Annotated in this window: 17 protein-coding genes; 7 read left to right on the top strand and 10 right to left on the bottom strand. The window is 60.0% G+C overall.

Features of this window, described 5'->3' with window-relative positions:
- Window positions 1–50: 50 nt before the first annotated feature.
- Window positions 51–443, top strand: a complete 393-nt coding sequence (locus tag C2H86_RS12155) for a DUF3301 domain-containing protein (protein WP_103448416.1) — start codon at window positions 51–53, stop codon at window positions 441–443.
- 3 nt (window positions 444–446) lie between these two features.
- Here the strand turns inward: C2H86_RS12155 and C2H86_RS12150 are convergent, their stop codons facing one another.
- Genes C2H86_RS12150 through zigA form a run of 3 tightly spaced genes read right to left on the bottom strand, consistent with a single transcriptional unit; the run spans window position 447 to window position 3,287 of the window.
- Entirely contained in the window at window positions 447–1,415 is a 969-nt protein-coding gene (locus C2H86_RS12150; RefSeq protein ID WP_159412705.1) for a CobW family GTP-binding protein, read from the bottom strand.
- 40 nt (window positions 1,416–1,455) lie between these two features.
- Window positions 1,456–2,082, bottom strand: coding sequence for a DUF1826 domain-containing protein (locus C2H86_RS12145; protein WP_159412704.1), 627 nt, complete (start codon window positions 2,080–2,082; stop codon window positions 1,456–1,458).
- Window positions 2,079–3,287, bottom strand: coding sequence for a zinc metallochaperone GTPase ZigA (gene zigA / locus C2H86_RS12140; protein ID WP_159412703.1), 1,209 nt, complete (start codon window positions 3,285–3,287; stop codon window positions 2,079–2,081). The genes C2H86_RS12145 and zigA overlap by 4 nt, the downstream gene beginning before the upstream one ends.
- A gap of 112 nt (window positions 3,288–3,399) precedes the next feature.
- On the opposite strand from zigA, the gene C2H86_RS12135 reads away from it, so the two are divergent.
- A complete protein-coding gene (locus C2H86_RS12135) occupies window positions 3,400–3,780 on the top strand; it encodes a glutamine synthetase (protein ID WP_159412702.1) in 381 nt (126 codons plus the stop codon).
- 26 nt (window positions 3,781–3,806) lie between these two features.
- Window positions 3,807–4,694: a GTP cyclohydrolase FolE2 gene (gene folE2 / locus C2H86_RS12130; RefSeq protein WP_159413087.1), complete on the top strand. Its 888-nt coding sequence runs from the start codon at window positions 3,807–3,809 to the stop codon at window positions 4,692–4,694.
- 3 nt (window positions 4,695–4,697) lie between these two features.
- Here folE2 and C2H86_RS12125 read toward each other — a convergent pair whose 3' ends face one another.
- On the bottom strand, window positions 4,698–5,225 hold the full coding sequence (locus C2H86_RS12125; protein ID WP_060483822.1) for a DUF3617 domain-containing protein: 528 nt from the start codon (window positions 5,223–5,225) through the stop codon (window positions 4,698–4,700).
- 130 nt (window positions 5,226–5,355) lie between these two features.
- On the opposite strand from C2H86_RS12125, the gene cls reads away from it, so the two are divergent.
- Window positions 5,356–6,795: a cardiolipin synthase gene (cls, locus tag C2H86_RS12120; protein ID WP_159412701.1), complete on the top strand. Its 1,440-nt coding sequence runs from the start codon at window positions 5,356–5,358 to the stop codon at window positions 6,793–6,795.
- Between the two features lie 47 nt (window positions 6,796–6,842).
- Here cls and cfaB read toward each other — a convergent pair whose 3' ends face one another.
- The gene (cfaB, locus tag C2H86_RS12115) at window positions 6,843–8,027 is read right to left on the bottom strand and encodes a C17 cyclopropane fatty acid synthase CfaB (RefSeq protein WP_159412700.1); all 1,185 of its coding nucleotides are present in this window, start codon (window positions 8,025–8,027) and stop codon (window positions 6,843–6,845) included.
- A gap of 218 nt (window positions 8,028–8,245) precedes the next feature.
- Between cfaB and lpdA the strand changes: the two genes are divergently transcribed.
- Both lpdA and C2H86_RS12105 read left to right on the top strand, forming a co-directional pair.
- Window positions 8,246–9,646, top strand: a complete 1,401-nt coding sequence (gene lpdA, locus C2H86_RS12110; protein WP_159412699.1) for a dihydrolipoyl dehydrogenase — start codon at window positions 8,246–8,248, stop codon at window positions 9,644–9,646.
- Window positions 9,647–9,719: 73 nt separating this feature from the next.
- Entirely contained in the window at window positions 9,720–10,628 is a 909-nt protein-coding gene (locus C2H86_RS12105; protein WP_159412698.1) for a LysR family transcriptional regulator, read from the top strand.
- On the opposite strand, the gene C2H86_RS12100 is transcribed toward C2H86_RS12105, so the two are convergent.
- Both C2H86_RS12100 and C2H86_RS12095 read right to left on the bottom strand, forming a co-directional pair.
- Window positions 10,614–11,384: a substrate-binding domain-containing protein gene (locus C2H86_RS12100; RefSeq protein WP_159412697.1), complete on the bottom strand. Its 771-nt coding sequence runs from the start codon at window positions 11,382–11,384 to the stop codon at window positions 10,614–10,616. The two genes, C2H86_RS12105 and C2H86_RS12100, sit on opposite strands and share 15 nt — an antisense overlap.
- Window positions 11,381–12,679: an MFS transporter gene (locus C2H86_RS12095; RefSeq protein WP_159412696.1), complete on the bottom strand. Its 1,299-nt coding sequence runs from the start codon at window positions 12,677–12,679 to the stop codon at window positions 11,381–11,383. Before C2H86_RS12095 ends, C2H86_RS12100 begins: the two co-directional genes overlap by 4 nt.
- 326 nt (window positions 12,680–13,005) lie before the next feature.
- On the opposite strand from C2H86_RS12095, the gene C2H86_RS12090 reads away from it, so the two are divergent.
- Window positions 13,006–13,440 carry a DoxX family protein gene (locus tag C2H86_RS12090; protein WP_205524603.1) on the top strand — a complete coding sequence of 145 codons (435 nt, stop codon included), beginning with the start codon at window positions 13,006–13,008 and terminating at the stop codon, window positions 13,438–13,440.
- A 251-nt stretch (window positions 13,441–13,691) separates the two neighbouring features.
- Here the strand turns inward: C2H86_RS12090 and C2H86_RS12085 are convergent, their stop codons facing one another.
- The 3 genes from C2H86_RS12085 to C2H86_RS12075 all read right to left on the bottom strand — a co-directional run bounded on the left by C2H86_RS12085 (window position 13,692) and on the right by C2H86_RS12075 (window position 16,490).
- Window positions 13,692–14,690 (bottom strand): DUF4917 family protein, encoded by a 999-nt coding sequence (locus tag C2H86_RS12085; protein WP_060519736.1) that lies wholly within the window; start codon window positions 14,688–14,690, stop codon window positions 13,692–13,694.
- Window positions 14,691–14,854: 164 nt separating this feature from the next.
- Entirely contained in the window at window positions 14,855–15,415 is a 561-nt protein-coding gene (locus tag C2H86_RS12080; protein ID WP_060519738.1) for an arsinothricin resistance N-acetyltransferase ArsN1 family B, read from the bottom strand.
- Window positions 15,408–16,490: an ArsO family NAD(P)H-dependent flavin-containing monooxygenase gene (locus tag C2H86_RS12075; RefSeq protein ID WP_101195987.1), complete on the bottom strand. Its 1,083-nt coding sequence runs from the start codon at window positions 16,488–16,490 to the stop codon at window positions 15,408–15,410. The genes C2H86_RS12080 and C2H86_RS12075 overlap by 8 nt, the downstream gene beginning before the upstream one ends.
- Between the last annotated feature and the right edge of the window lie 4 nt (window positions 16,491–16,494).

Here is a 16,494-nt window from a genome sequence, read left to right as displayed (position 1 = left end):
CAGGCCAGGGACGCAGTTAAGCTGGTTCGACCTGTTTGGAGCATACGTAAATGTTGACCCTGGAGAATCTCTTCGTCCTGATGTTGTTGGCCACGGCAGGCGCTTGGTTATGGCACAACCATGGGCTACGCGAGAAGGCCCTGGAGCGGGTCAAACAGCACTGCGCAAAGCTCGACCTGGAACTGCTGGATGACGCCGTTGCGCTCAAGCGCATTGCGTTCATCCGCGATGCCAACGGCCGCAAGCGTCTGGCCCGGGTCTATGCCTTCGAGTTCACCGTGACCGGGGAACAACGCCACCCTGGGACCGTGACCCAGTTCGGCGCCCACAGCGCACAGATCGAACTGGCACCCTACCCGTTCGAGATCAAGACGCCGCCACGGGCTGACAATGTGATCGAGATGCAGCAGTGGCGCCAGGAGCACAATCGCTGGCGCAACTGACAATCAGATCAGGCATTTCGCCAGAGCCGTCTGTAACAGCGGCTCTGGCTGCGCCTGCTCGAAGATCAGCTCGATGCGCGAGTCCTTGCGCCAGTCGCTCGGCTGCCACTGCGGCAAGTCACCTTCCAGCCCATTGAATGACTGCCATCCATCGACACTGTGGATAACTCCCTTGGCGCGTCGCCATGGCCAGGCTGTGAGAAACGCTTGCAAGCGCTGTGGCTGGAATTGCTGACTGGGGTGCCAGCGCCAGCCGATGCTCCAACCCCCCTCACCTTCATGAGCCGAACAAATCGGCAGAGAAGGATCTATCCACAGGGCTGAAGACGCTGTGGATAGACTTGTTTTAGGCAAACTATTCACAGAACTGTCACTAATCTGACTTGTGGATGAAACAGGTAGCATGCTGAGCTCGACCAACCCCTGCCGGGTCCAAACCTTGTGGATATTTAAAAAGTCTTTATTTATCAACAGCTTAATATCTTCATCCACAGCGTCGGCCTTGTTCAGCAGAACCAGCGCTGCCGCTTGCAAGGCCTGTTGCTGAGCCTCCGGTAATGGCTCACCTCGGGCCAGTGCCTGTGCATCCAGCACCATCACCAAAGGCTGCACCGCCAGAACCCCAACCCAGGGTGCCTGCTGCAGCTGGTTCAGCAATTGCACAGGATGACCCAGCCCTGAAGGCTCGATGAACAACCGGTCGGGCCGAGCCTTGCGCAGCAGGCGGCCGAGCCCGACCTGGAACGGTGTGCCGTTCACGCAGCACAGGCAGCCGCCAGCCACCTCGCCGATGGCAATACCGTCCTCGTCACGGCTGAGCAAGGCCGCATCGAGGCCGACCTGGCCAAACTCGTTGACCAGCACGGCCCAGCGCTCGTTTGCCGGGCGCTGCGCCATCAGCTGGCGGATCAGGCTGGTCTTGCCGGCCCCCAAGGGGCCGGCGATGACGTGGGTGGGGATGTTCTGCAGCATGCCAGGGCTTCTATAGGGGAATTCATCCCACTATGCCCCGTCATGCCAACCAGTCAAGGCTGAGCAACAGCCGCCGCTGGTCGCTGGCTGGCGAGCGGTGGATAAGTCCCGCACCTTCATTGCCCAACCATTTTTCCCCTTTGAGGACGGCCACCTCTCCCGCCTGCAAGGTGCGAATGTTATCCACAGGTGCCGGCGCCAGGTGCAGGCCAACCCGCGCTACTGCGCCTTCTTCCAGCCATTCGCTGCCAGGCCCCACGTAAGTGGTCAGTAAGCGCAAGGGCACGTTATCCACATGGAAGCGCGGACACATGGCACCTTGCAGCACTCGCAGCCGCAGCCCCACCCGCCGTGCTCCGAGCAGGCAGGTGTAGGCTGATACCAGCCACTTCACATCGGCGACAAAGCCCTCGTAACCATGCAGGTCGGCTGCCTCCTGCAGCAAGCCAGGCAATAGCGGCGGTTCGTGCTCGCTCACATCGAGTACACGCTGATCAGCCAGGGACTGGCCGAGGCTCACCACCAAGGCAGCAAAGTCTTCCACCTGTGCTGGCAAACGGCGCTGCCAGACAGCCAGGTTCACGCCATCCTGGAAGATTTCGGTGAGCACCTTTGGCGATTCTGCGAAGGCTTGGCGGATATCCACAGGGCGCAACGCCGGGTTCATGCCGCTTCCTCGGCATGCCAGGGGCCGAAAGGATCAGGCAGGCGAAGCCAGGACATCGGCCCAAGCGCCATTTCATCATCACTAAGCAGGCAGGCATCCAGCTCTGTGGATAACTGTACGAAGTCTATGTTCTGCCCGATGAACACCAGCTCCTGACGGCAGTCACCGGTTTCGGCGTGCCAGTGCTTGAGAATGTCTGCTGTGCTCTGCTCATCCTGCGGCCAGTGTTCCCGTGGTACAAAACGCCACCAACGCCCGGCCAGGCCATGACGCATCATGCCGCCGGCCTGCGACCAGCTGCCGGCTTCCTGGAATTTGCTGGCCAGCCAGAAAAAGCCCTTGGAGCGAAGCAGCCGACCGTTGCTCCAGGTGTTGTGGATAAAGTCGAAGAAGCGTTGCGGGTGCAGTGGCCGGCGGGCTTCCCAGGTGGTCGCCGCGATGCCGTATTCCTCGGTTTCCGGTATGTGCGCGCCGCGTAATTCCTGCAGCCAACCTGGCGCCTGCGCAGCCTGATCGAAGTCGAACAGCCCGGTATCGAGAATCCGCGCCAGCGGTATCTGGCCCATGACCATCGGTACGATCTGTGCGCGGGCATTGAGGCTGCGCAAAATGGCGGTGAGTTCTTCGCGCTCGTGCTGGCTGATCAGGTCGATCTTGCTGAGCAGCAGCACATCGGCGAACTCGACCTGTTCGATCAACAGGTCGCTGATTGAACGCTCATCGTCTTCACCCAGCGTCTCGCCACGGCTGGCCAGGCTGTCGGCTTGCTGATAATCGCGCAGGAAGTTAAGGCCATCGACCACGGTGACCATGGTGTCCAGGCGCGCCATGTCGGACAAGCTGCGGCCTCGCTCATCGCGGAAGGTGAATGTCTCGGCGACCGGCAGCGGCTCCGAGATACCGGTGGACTCGATCAGCAAATAGTCAAAGCGGCCTTCCTCGGCCAGTCGCGCGACTTCCTCCAGCAGGTCTTCACGCAGGGTGCAGCAGATGCAGCCGTTGCTCATCTCGACCAGTTTTTCTTCTGCACGGTTGAGACTGACATTGCGCTGCACTTCGCTGGCGTCGATGTTGATTTCACTCATGTCGTTGACGATCACCGCGACCCGAAGGTTGTCGCGGTTACGCAGCACATGATTGAGCAAGGTGCTCTTGCCGGCGCCGAGGAAGCCGGAAAGCACGGTGACGGGGAGGCGATTGGACATGGTGAAACCTCTTCAGGCGGACGCACTCGAAACGATGCATTGCATAATGTTATAAAGTAACAATACAATTTCGCCAAGCCGTATTCGTCGGAAGGGTACATCGGAGATGGAAATGAGCCTGTCACGTGCTGCCCTGTTGCTGCTGCTTCTCGCGCCTCTGCCAGCCCTGGCAGTGGCGCAAGGCAGTTCGCTGGCGCTGTGTACCCGCAGCGCAACGCTGCTCGCCTGCCAGGACGGCAAAGGTAGTTACTACAGCGTGCGCACCGAAGGCAGCCATCTCTACCTTCGCGGCTTCGACACGATGACGCGTCGGCTCTGGTCGCAAACCAACAGCCGCTATGGCGCGCTGACGTTCTTCACCGGTTTGGCCAGCGATGGTGAAGCCTGGTTCGGTTACAGCCGCCGTGTTGGCTGGACCACGTTCAATCGCGTGTCCAGCTCCAGCGGCCAACGTTTCAACTTGCATTGCAGCCTGGTCGGCGGATGTCGCTGACCCTTTTGCCTGGTATCGGTATCCCCATGACTAGCCTGACACTACCCGACATTGCCGCACAGACCCAAGAGCATGCCGTCCCACTGGATTGGGTCGGCATGTGCGGCATCGCCTTACCCATCCAGCTCGATGGTCGTCAGGTGGCGGCCATGGCCAATGCAGGTGTCAGCTTGGTGGATGGCACTTCGCGGGGCATTCATATGTCTCGCCTCTACCTCGCACTGGAATCGCTTGAACAGCAACCATTGACGCCCTTGGCTATTCGCCATCTTCTGGCTGACTTCCTTGCCAGCCACGAAGGGCTTTCCAACGCGGCTTATCTCAACCTGGCTTTCGAGCACATGCTGAAACGGCCAGCCTTGGTCAGCCCACTCGCAGGTTGGAAGAGCTATCCGATTACCCTCGAAGCGAAGATAGAAAATGAAATGTTCCACGTGGAACTATCAGTTTGTGTCCCTTACTCCTCAACCTGCCCCTGCTCTGCAGCGCTGGCAAGGCAACTGATTCAACAGCAGTTCGAGGCTGATTTCTCTGGGCGGCACCTGGAGCGCAGCGCGGTACTGGAGTGGTTGGGCAGCAGCCAGGGCATCGTCGCAACACCGCATAGCCAGCGCAGCCAGGCGCTGATTAGCGTGCGCCTGCGAGACAATCTGGTGTCGCTACCCATAACCGAATTGATCGACCAGATTGAGGCAAGCCTGGGTACGGCTGTGCAGACCGCCGTAAAGCGTGCAGACGAACAGGCGTTCGCGTTGGCCAATGGGCAGAACCTGATGTTCTGTGAGGATGCCGCGCGGCGACTGCATCAGTCGCTGCGGCAGTTGCAGTGGGCTACCGCCTTCAAGCTGCGCGTGGAACATGCAGAGAGCCTGCATGCCCACGATGCGGTAGCCAGCAGCCAATCGCGGTGGTGAAACTCAGGTCCGGGGTTTGACTGTTCCACAATCGTTGCCGAGCCATACGGCCCGGGTGTTCATACTGCCCTGCTGCTGAACGCCCGAGGCATTGAAGGTGCCGTTGACCTGCGTGGTGAATTCCTTGTCGCTGAGGAACGTCGCCTGGCCAGTACCTTGGGCTTTCGGGCAGCTGAACTGGAACTTCCAGACATTGCCGGTGCGGTCGGTAATTTTCTGGGTACAACCCGACTTCGGGTCCTGCAACGGAATATCGTTGGTCTGGACCTGCTCAGGCGTCAGACACGAACGCACCCCGTTGCCACCAATCGTGACGCCCTGCTTGGCCAGTACCCCTTCCATCATGGCCCGCTGTTCCGGTGGCAGGTTCTTCAACTGCCCGAGCATGAACTGCATATCGGGTAGCGGCTTGCCATCGACCTGCATGTTGCTGGTAGTCAGCTCCCACAAACCAGGCTGCAACATCTGCGCATGCACCAGTGGGCTGCTCAGGCCCAGGGCCAAAGCCAACAGTGGCAGACGAATCTTCATGTACGAACGCTCCTCGGAAAACCGGCCAACGGGCCGGGCTCAGCCTTAGACGCCAAATCCGCTTTCAGGTTGCAAGCCGGACGTGGAACGTGTTCTGTTATCCGCTGTGTATTCGGCAAGCAGGATGCGTATGGATTACCACAGCCCCTACTTTTTCGGCTACGTGCTCGGCCTGATTCATTTGCTCGGCATGATCGCCGCGTTGCATGCAGTGTTCACCGTGCGTACCGCCCAAGGCGCAATCGCCTGGGCCATGTCGCTGTTCTTCATACCTTACTTCACGCTGGTTCCCTACCTGATCTTTGGTGCGCGATCCTTCTACGCCTACATCCAGGCCCGGCGCCAGGCCAACCAGGAAATGCACGTGGCGATGGCCAACCTCAACTGGCGGCCGTGGGTTGAGGAAGCCCTCACCGCCAGAGAGTCGGAAAGCTACGCGGCCTTGCGTGCCATGCCGAAACTCGGGCGAATGCCTTGCCTGGCCAATAACCAAGTGAAGCTGCTGATCAATGGCAAAGCCACTTTTGACGCTATCTTCGCCGCCATCGAGCAGGCACGCGAAGCGGTACTGGTGCAGTTTTTCATCATCCACGACGACGCTCTTGGCAAAGATCTGCAGCAGTTGTTACTGCGCAAGGCGGCCGAAGGGGTGAAGGTATTCGTGCTGTATGACCGTGTCGGCAGCCATGCCCTACCCGCAAGCTACAGCCAGGTACTGCGCGATGGCGGTGTGCAGATCCATGCCTTCGCGACCCGCCGCGGATGGTTCAACCGCTTCCAGGTCAACTTCCGCAACCACCGCAAGATCGTCGTGGTCGATGGCCTGCTCGGCTTCATCGGTGGGCATAACGTAGGGGACGAGTACCTCGGCAAGAACCCTCATCTGTCACCTTGGCGCGATACCCATGTGCAGATCAGCGGCCCGGTGCTGGCCTGCCTGCAGGAGTCGTTTGCCGAAGACTGGTACTGGGCCACGCGCCAGCTGCCACCTTTGATCCTGCCGGATACCTACCCCGACAACGGCGTACTGTGCCAGGCCCTAGCCAGTGGCCCGGCAGACCCGCAGGAAACCTGTTCGCTGTTCTTCATCGAGGCCATCCACTCGGCAAGCAAGCGGGTATGGATCACCAGCCCTTACTTCATTCCAGATGAAGCCGTGTTCGCCGCCTTGCGCCTGGCAGTGCTGCGCGGGGTGGATGTGCGCGTGCTGATTCCGTCTCGGCCCGATCACAGGATCGTCTATGCGGCCTCCAGCCTGTTCGCGTTCGAAGCGGTACGTGCAGGAGTGAGGATGTTCCGTTATCAGCCTGGCTTCCTGCACCAGAAGGTGGTGCTGGTGGATGACGAGGTCAGCGCGATCGGCAGCGCCAACCTGGACAACCGCTCGTTCCGGCTCAATTTCGAGATCACCTTGCTGACGGTGGACCGCCCGTTCGCCGACCAGGTGGAAGCGATGCTGCTGGACGACTTCGAACAGGCCCGCGAGATCACCGCCGAAGACAGCCGCGATACCCATCGTGTCCAGCAACTGGGGATGCGTATAGCGCGCCTGATTTCACCCATCCTCTGAATGAAGAAAGGGCCGCTTATGCGGCCCTTTCTTCATCCGGTGCATGATCAGCGATAAACGTCTTCCCGCGTCCACGGCAGATCATGGTGCCCATCGGCATACGGCTTCACGGCCAGAATCTGATGCAGGTTGATCCAGCCCTTCTGGAACGCATAGGCGCAGCCGGCCAGGTACAAGCGCCAGATGCGCAGGGTCTTTTCCGGCACCAGCGCCGCTGCCTTGTGCAGCTGGTTCTCCAGGTTCTCGCTCCAGTGATGCAGCGTCTTGGCGTAGTGCAGGCGCAGGCTCTCCACGTCCACCACTTCCAACCCCGCTTCACAGATGCTGGCAGTGATCATCGACAAGTGCGGCAGTTCACCATTGGGGAATACGTAACGGTCGATGAAGTCACCAGCCCCTCGTCCGACCGGTCGGCCATCGATGTGCTTGGCAGTGATGCCATGGTTCATCACCACGCCACCTTCCCTGACCGCACCGAACAGCTTCTGGCAATACAGCGCCAGGTTGGCGTGCCCGACGTGCTCGAACATGCCAACGCTGACGACCTTGTCGAAGCGGCCATCCTGAGGCAGGTCACGGTAGTCGAGAATCTGCAGGTCGACCTTGTCCGCCAACCCCTCCGCCTTTACCCGCGCGCGCCCAAGCTTGAGCTGCTCTTTGCTGAGGGTGATCCCGAATACGTTGGCGCCGTATTCACGCGCGGCGAAACGTGACAGCCCACCCCAGCCACAGCCCACGTCGAGCAGATAATCACCGGCTTCCAGACGGAGCTTGCGACACAAGTGGTCGAACTTGTCCTGCTGGGCCTGATCGAGGGTATTGTCCGGCTCGCGGAAGTAGGCGCAGGAATACGCCATGTCCTGATCCAGCCACAGCTGGTAGAACTCATTGGACACATCATAGTGGTAGGAAATGGACTGGGCGTCGGTGCTCTTGTCGTGGGCCAGACGCTGCGGCGGAGCTTCGTCCTCGTCGGTCAGCAGTGCTTCGCTGAGTTCGTCGCATACGCGGATGGCTTCGCCGATGTCGCCTTCCAGCTCCAGCTTGCCCTCCACGAACGCGGTGCCCAGCTGGTCCATGCTTGGATGCGTCAACTGAGCGATCAGCTGTGGGTCCTTGACCAGGATGGTGACCTGCGGGCTTGGGCCCAGATCGAACTGGTTGCCGTCCCACAGTTTAAACCGCAGTGGCAAATGCAGGCTTTGCAGTGCCGGTGGAAGTTGAGCAAGCATGAACACTCCTCCTATCCCTATAAGGCCACGACGCCTGATATTTCGAACGTCGCCGGAACAGAGTAGTTCATTCGTGGGAGGTTTCCTCCAAAGCAGGCCTAAACGAGACCAAGGTCTAGAACCAACTGATCTGATCAAAACAACGGATTGTATACAATCCGCCCTTCTCAGCTTAACCTTATGCCCCTCTCGCGCTTCCTCATCTGGAGTAAAAACCCATGAAATCCTATGACGTGGTGATCATTGGCGGCGGCCCTGGCGGCTACAACGCAGCGATCCGCGCCGGCCAACTGGGCCTGAGCGCCGCTTGCGTGGAAGGCCGTTCGACCCTCGGTGGCACCTGCCTCAACGTCGGTTGCATGCCGTCCAAAGCGTTGCTGCACGCCTCCGAGCTTTACGAAGCGGCCAGCGGCGAAGAGTTCGCCCACCTCGGCATCGAAGTGAAGCCGACGCTCAACCTCGCCCAGATGATGAAACAGAAGGACGAGAGCGTGACTGGCCTGACCAAGGGCATCGAGTACCTGTTCCGCAAGAACAAGGTCGAATGGATCAAAGGCTGGGGCCGCCTGGATGGCGTCGGCAAGGTCATCGTCAAGGCCGAAGATGGCAGCGAGACCCCGCTGCAGGCCAAGGACATCGTCATCGCCACGGGCTCCGAGCCCACTCCCCTGCCCGGCGTGACCATCGACAACCAGCGCATCATCGACTCCACCGGCGCCTTGGCCCTGCCGCAGGTACCCAAGCACCTGGTGGTGATCGGCGCTGGCGTCATCGGCCTGGAACTGGGTTCGGTATGGCGCCGCCTGGGTGCCCAAGTCACCGTCATCGAGTACCTCGACCGCATCTGCCCGGGCACCGATGAAGAAACCGCCAAGACCCTGCAGAAAGCCCTGGCCAAGCAAGGCATGGCCTTCAAGCTCGGTAGCAAGGTCACACAGGCCAAGACTGAAGCCGATGGTGTCAGCCTGACACTGGAGCCGGCAGCTGGTGGCGCCGCCGAAACCCTGCAGGCCGACTACGTGCTGGTCGCGATCGGCCGTCGTCCTTATACCAAGGGCCTGAACCTTGAGAGCGTAGGGCTGGAAACCGACAAGCGCGGCATGCTGAGCAACGAGCAGCACCGCACCTCGGTCCCCGGTGTGTGGGTGATCGGCGACGTCACTTCCGGCCCGATGCTGGCGCACAAGGCCGAGGACGAAGCAGTCGCCTGCATCGAGCGCATCGCCGGCAAGCCCCATGAAGTGAACTACAACCTGATCCCCGGCGTGATCTACACCCGTCCGGAACTGGCTACCGTCGGCAAGACCGAAGAGCAGTTGAAGGCCGAAGGCCGCGCCTACAAGGTCGGCAAGTTCCCCTTCACCGCCAACAGCCGCGCCAAGATCAACCACGAGACCGAAGGCTTCGCCAAGGTCATCGCCGATGCCAACACCGATGAGGTGCTCGGCGTGCATTTGGTCGGCCCGAGCGTCAGCGAGATGATTGGCGAGTTCTGCGTGGCCATGGAGTTCGCCGCCTCGGCTGAAGACATCGCGCTGATCTGCCACCCGCACCCGACCCGCTCCGAAGCCCTGCGCCAGGCAGCCATGAACGTTCACGGCATGGCCATGCAGATCTGACCCAGCTGGCTCCGCCGGTTTTTTCGAAATACCATTGATGCACGCTTTCGATCAAACCAGCGGAGCCCACCGGTTGAGCATCAACTTCGATCTGAATGACCTGCAGGCCTTCCGTGCCGTGGTCGAGCAAGGCAGCTTCCGCCGCGCCGCCGATACCATTCGCATCACCCAGTCGGCGTTGAGCCGGCGTATCGAAAAACTCGAGTCGGCGCTGGGCGTGAAGCTGCTCGAGCGGACCACGCGCAAGGTGTCGCTGACCAATGTCGGGCGCGCCTTCCTGCCCCAGGTCGAACGCCTGCTGGATGATCTGGACTTGGCGCTGCTCAGCGTCGGTGATGGTGGCACGCTGCGCACCGGCACCCTGACCATCGCCTGTGTGCCGTCAGCGGCCTACTACTTCATGCCCCACGCGATCCGCGCCTTCCATTCGCAGTATCCGAAAGTTCGGATCAACCTGTACGACGCCTCCGCCAACGAAGTCAGCGCCGCCGTGGCTTCCGGTGAAGCAGACTTTGGCCTGAGCTTCACTGGCAACCTCGCCCCGGAGATCGAGTTCAGCGTCCTGCTCGAGGAGCGCTATGTCATCGCCTGCCGCCAGGATCACCCGCTTGCCAAGCTGGACAAGGTGACCTGGGCACAAGCCTACGAGCATGACTACATCACTCTGGGCAAATCGTCAGGCAACCGCCTGGTACTGGATAGGGCGTTGGCCGGGATGCAGGTCAGCAAAGAGAGTGTCTGCGAAGCCAGGCATGTGACCACCCTGCTCGGCCTGATCGAAGCAGGCCTGGGCATCGCGGCGGTGCCATCGATCGCACTGCCGATGACCCCGCATCCGATCCTCGCCAGCATTGCACTGGTCGAACCGGAGGTCAGCCGCAAGATGGGCCTGCTCACGCGCCGCGGCCGCACGCTGACGCCTGCGGCACTTGAGATGGTCAGGTTGATTGGCGAACTGCCTGGCGTATTACCGGGCGACTGAATCCAGCCCGGTGGCGCGCACGGCAGGCTGCACGTCGGGCGAAGCGAGGTAGTTCAGCAGCTGCTTCGCCTCTGCCGGGTGCTCGGCGGTTTTCGGGATGCCAGCGGCAAAGCGGGTCACCGACTGCAGGCTTTCCGGGATCTTGCCAACGTAAGTGACACCCGGCACAGGCAACAGCTCGGCAACCTGCTGGAAGCCAAGTTGATAGGTGCCCTTTGCCACCTGCGAGGCCACCGGAATGCGCTCCACCATGGTGCTCTTGCCGACCAGTTGGTCCTGGATACCCAGCTTCTTGTACAGCTCCTTCTCGATGTACACGCCGCTGGCGCTGTCCGAGTAGGCCACTGACTGTGCCGCCAGCAAGGTCCGCTTCAATTCGTCAGCGGTGCCGATCGCGGGTTTGGCCTGCCCTTCCCGGACTACCAGGCCAATGCGCGAGTCTGCCAGCTCCACCCGCGATGCCGGGTCGACCTTGCCCTGACGGATGAGCTCGTCCAGTGCATAGCCGACCATGATCACCACATCCGCGTGCTCGCCACGAGCGAGGCGATTGGGGATCGCCTCGGGGGCCTTGCCCATGGACGGCCCCAGCACGGTGACCAAGGTATCGCCGCTCTGCGCCGCATACTGCGGCCCCAGTTGCTTGTAGGCGGCAGTGAAGCCGCCCGAGGTCATCACAGTCAGTTCGGCAGCCTGGGCAATGCTGCCGCCAGCGAGCAAAGTAGCGGCCAGCAACGCTTTCAACGCAGCTCTCATACGGCCACCACTGCGCGGTTGGCCAGGCGACGGTAGAGCATCCAGGTAGCAACGAATGCACAGAGTGCAGCGAACATCATCCAGTAGGCCGGTGCTGCCTTGTCGTTGGTGACGTGGATCATCCAGGTCGAGATCGCCGGGGTGAAACCGCCGAACAGTGCAGTCGCCAGGCTATAGGCCAGCGAGAAACCTGCCACCCGCACTTCGACTGGCATGATTTCGGTCAGCGCCGGGATCATCGCACCGTTGTACATGCCGTACAGGAACGAGAACCACAGCAGCACTTCGAGCATGTGACCAAAGGTCGGCGCCTGAGCCAGATAGGTCAGCGCCGGGTAGGCGGTGATCACGGTCATCAGCGACATGGCCAGCAGCAGCGGCTTGCGCCCAAGGCGGTCGCTGAGTGTGCCGCCGATGGGCAACCAGATGAAGTTCGACACCGCCGTCAGCAAGGTCACCAGCAGTGCATCACCGGTACTCAACTGCAGCACGGTCTTGCCGAAGGTTGGCGCGTACACCGTGATCATGTAGAAGGCTGTTGTGGTCATGGCCACCATCAGCATGCCGAACAGTACCACGCCGGAGTTGGCAGCCAGCGTCGCCAGCACCTGCTTCATGGTAGGGCGATGCTTGCGGGCGGCAAACTCTTCGGTTTCCTGCAGGTTGCGACGCAGCAGGAAGATCATCGGGATGATCATGCAGCCCACGGCAAACGGCACGCGCCAGCCCCACTGGGCGATCTCGGCGGCAGACAGCCATTCGTTGAGGGCAAAGCCCAGTGCGGCGGCGACGACGATCGCCACCTGCTGGCTGGCGGACTGCCAGCTGGCGTAGAAACCCTTGTGCCCCGGCGTGGCCATTTCGGCCAGGTACACCGACACACCGCCCAGCTCGGCGCCCGCCGAGAACCCTTGCAACAAGCGCCCGATCAGCACCAGCGCCGGGGCCAGTAGCCCGATGCTGGCGTAGCCGGGCACCAGCACGATCAGCAAGGTCCCGCTGGCCATGATCGCCAGGGTGACGATCAGCCCTTTGCGTCGACCGACGTCATCAATGTACGCACCCAGGATTACCGCACCCAGCGGGCGCATGAGGAAGCCGGCGCCGAACACGGCGAAGGTCATCATCAGCGAAGCGAATTCATTGGACGCGGGGAAGAAGGCCGCCGCGATGTGTGTGGCGTAGAAGCCGAACAGGAAGAAGTCGAACTGTTCAAGGAAGTTTCCGGACGTTACCCGGAAGACCATACCGGCCTTTGACTTGCCCTCGGGCACCGAGCGTGACGGCAGACTCATGGTGGATCTCCAGCGTTTCTTAAAAATTGTAAGTGCTTATTGCTGGGATGATCGTCGAAAGCAGCGCTGGAGATAATCGTTCATTTTTCATTAATTGATGCGTGGATGCGATCAATAAGACGCGTGCTTCCGATGATGAGGGGACAGTGCGCAGTGTTCGACGCTTTGATGGCTTTTATTATTGTCCTGTTTTTCGGAACAATCATTCACTTTAAAGCCTGATTGTCTTGACTGATATTGGGCTTCAGAATGGCCGCCATACCGCAGACAACGCCACCGGGCATAGCGCGGTGAGCCATTCGAACTCAAGGATCAGGAGCTACAAAATGAACACTTTCAAAGGTACAACTGCAGTCGTCGGTCGTGTTTTGCTGGCCATGCTCTTCCTACTCAGCGGCTTCAGCAAGCTGGCTTCGCCTGAGGGCACCATCGCCTACATTGAATCGAGCGGCCTGCCCTTCCCGGTACTGAGCTACCTGGCCGCACTGGGTGTTGAGCTCGGCCTCGCGGCATTGCTGATTATCGGGTTTCAAACCCGCATCGTCGCGGTGGTCATGGCGCTGTTCACCGTGATGGCCGCCTTCGCCTTCCACAACAACCTGGCGGACCAAGGGCAGTTCATCAACTTCTTCAAGAACATCTCGATTGCAGGCGGCCTGCTGCAGATTGCAGCGTTTGGTGGGGGGGCATTGAGCGTGGATGCGCTGATCGGCAACAACAAAGCGCGGGCGGCAGGGAAGACTGTACTGAAAGCAGCTTGAACCTGACTGATTGCACAAATGAAAAAAGCCCCGGCATCGAGCCGGGGCTTTGGTGGATTTAGAGAATTAAAACTGTCGCAAAGAGGCCCAGTTTCCGTGGCCTTCAGCCCGATTCGGAGTAAACGCAAAACTGTCGCGAGCCCCCAAAACCGTTGACTCGGACAAATGCGCCAGAGAATAAAAACTGTCTAGCCCAGTAATGACGGGCCTTACAGCCACCTCTGAGATTTCAGGAGTGGATGTCCTGCCCGCTATTCGGGTTGAACCCAGCAGCCCGGGCTCTCACTGTCGAAGAAATCGACGTCAACTGGCCCCAGGTCATCCTGAATGATTTGGTAAGCCATGTTGCAATAAGGCTGATATCCCCGAAAGACTGAGACGGCTACGCGCTCAATGCCCGTCCCCTTCATTCGCTTGAGCAAATGCCTGTCGTGCTCCCCCAAGCCCCAACCGAACAGTGTCAGTGTCTTCCGGGGCGCCGTAAGCACCTCTCGATAGACAGTCGACAGGTAGTAGCTATTTTGAATCGAAGCTACCTTCTGACGCATGGTTCCTTCACTGACAAACAGCGGTACCACACGCTCGTTTTTCCACTCCTGAAGAATGGCTTCCAGCAAGCCGCCGCCCAATGCGCGGATCTTGAACTCTTCCTCTATGTTGTTGCGGCATAAAGCTAAGCTGCCATGGGGGTAGAACACCAACGTATTCACTCGCTCCTTGTACAGCTTCCGGAATCGACGCCAGTCGTCATCGAATACCCCGCCATCGACGAAGCAGTCTTTGAACATATGGCCGTCCGGGATGTTGAGACCATAGGCCACCGTCCAGTAAACCAGCAGGTCATAGTTTAGCGACAAGACCGTGTCGAACTCCTTCAGATACCGGTACATGTTCGGCAGATGATCGGTGATCTGGTGATATTCAGGGTGAACATCCCGCACTGCCTGGATCAGGCAATCCCGGACGCGCACGTAGGCTTCGTGGGTACGCTGATCTGGGATCTCCAACGATTTGTTGACGTTGGATGCTTGCCAGACGACCCGCAGAATTAGCTCAAAATCTTCTGTCTCAAAAAACTCGAACAGACGCGCCACGTCGTTCTGGAGCAGCTCATTTTCCCTGACATGTTCTAGCAGTGAGCGGTACGCAAAACTCTGCGACACAGCGATACTCGCGCCGTTGCCCAACAAGATGGTACCGCGCTGATAATGCTGAGCTATTTCTGCCCATGGCTTTACGGGGTATGGCATAGAGGCCACCTTCGAGTTGTGATCGCAGGATCATATCTCTGATGGTTCCATCGAGTCTTCTAGGCCGCCGACGTGTCTTCGCAACACGCTAGCTCAGATTCAAGCCCTGGTGACGAAACGCTCAGCGGCCGCTCAAATGGACCCTTCAAAATGGACCTCATGTTCTAACGCGGCATCGGGATTTGGGATAAGAAGCTTGTAGGAGCCTCAGGCCGACAACCCTCGCCACCGAAATCAAACCGCCAATATCCCACGTCATGCCACGCACCGAGTTTGAACCCGACCTGCGAAAACGTACCGATGTGCTGAAAGCCGAGTCGCTCATGGAGACCCACGCTTCCTTCGTTCGGTAAAGAAATACCCGCGTATGCAGAACGATATCCTAGCTGCTTCAGAACCGGCAGGAGAACGTCATAAAGCTGCCGGCCAATCCCACTCCGACGCTGCCCCTCTGCAACGTAGACGGTCACATCTACCGCCCACCGATATGCCGCTCGCGCTCGATGCTGGCTAGCATAGGCATAACCGACCACCCGACCTTGCTGCACAGCCACAAAATATGGATAGGTATGAAGCGTCGTCTCGATACGCTGGCGCATTTCTTCCGCGCTCGGCGCTACCTCTTCAAACGAGATGGCAGTGTGGAGCACAATCGGAGCGTAGATAGCCTGTATGGCTGCAGCGTCTTCTGGACCAGCAATACGAATCTCGATTCCGCTATGCATCCGGCTGCTCCAAGCTGTTCAGGTATTCCACTACTTCGTTTACGGTGCTGCGCGCGGTACGGGTGACGCCGATCAGCGTCGCCGAGGCCAGGGCGGTCCAGTCGCCATATCCGACCAGCCAGAGGCGCGGCTCGCGAATAGAGCGCGACCCGTCAACCTCGACCTTACCGCTGTCATCCAGCACGTCCAAGTCCCGCAAGTGATCCAGAGCCGGCCGGAAACCGGTACACCAGATCACCGCATCGACCTGGGTTTTCTCACCATTGGGCCAGACGACCCCGTCAGGCGTGAATGAGACAAAAGGCCTTACAGACCGTAGGGCTCCTCGCTCGCGGGCCCGGACCACCGGGGGCACCATGACTATATCGCCAAGCCCGCCGACCGGTACGTTGATAACACGGCCCTCCTGTTGAGCCTTGAGGCGCTCGGTAGCCCGCTCGAACAGCACCCGGCCATCGACATCATCAGGCAGAAACGCCGGCTCCTCCGTGGTTACCCACGTTGCGTCGGCGACCTCGGACAGCTCCGCATAGATTTGCGCCCCCGAGTTGCCACCACCAACGACCAGCACGCGCTTTCCTTGGAAAGCCTCTGGTGACTGATAATGGGCGGAGTGAATTTGCTGCCCCCCGTACAGCTCTATCCCCGGATAAACCGGAACATAGGGTTTGCTCCAAGTCCCCGTTGCGCTGATGACGGCACGGGCTTCCCAGTCGCGGTCCTTCGAGCGAACACGAAGGCCACGCCCGGTTCGCTCCACCGCCGTAACGCTGACGGGGCGAACGATAGGAAACCCGTAGCGCGCCTCGTACTGCTCCAGATAGCTGACCACGTGATCCCTATCGGGATTACCTTCGGTGACTAGCGGCATCGGCCAGCCCGCGATCGAGCTCCATGCTGAGGGTGAGAATAGCGTCAGCGAGTCCCAGCCATGGCGCCACGCCCCGCCCGCAGCCTCTTCGGCGTCGAGCAGCAGAAACGACAACTTGGCCCGCTTGAGAAAATAGGCCACCGTAAGCGCGGACTGCCCGCCGCCAATCACGATGACATCGAGTAGTTCGCCGTCGGTGGCCATGGTC

The sequence above is a fragment of the Pseudomonas putida genome, from assembly GCF_009883635.2.
Classification (GTDB): domain Bacteria; phylum Pseudomonadota; class Gammaproteobacteria; order Pseudomonadales; family Pseudomonadaceae; genus Aquipseudomonas; species Aquipseudomonas putida_W.
This window is presented reverse-complemented; position numbering and strand designations above follow the sequence as displayed.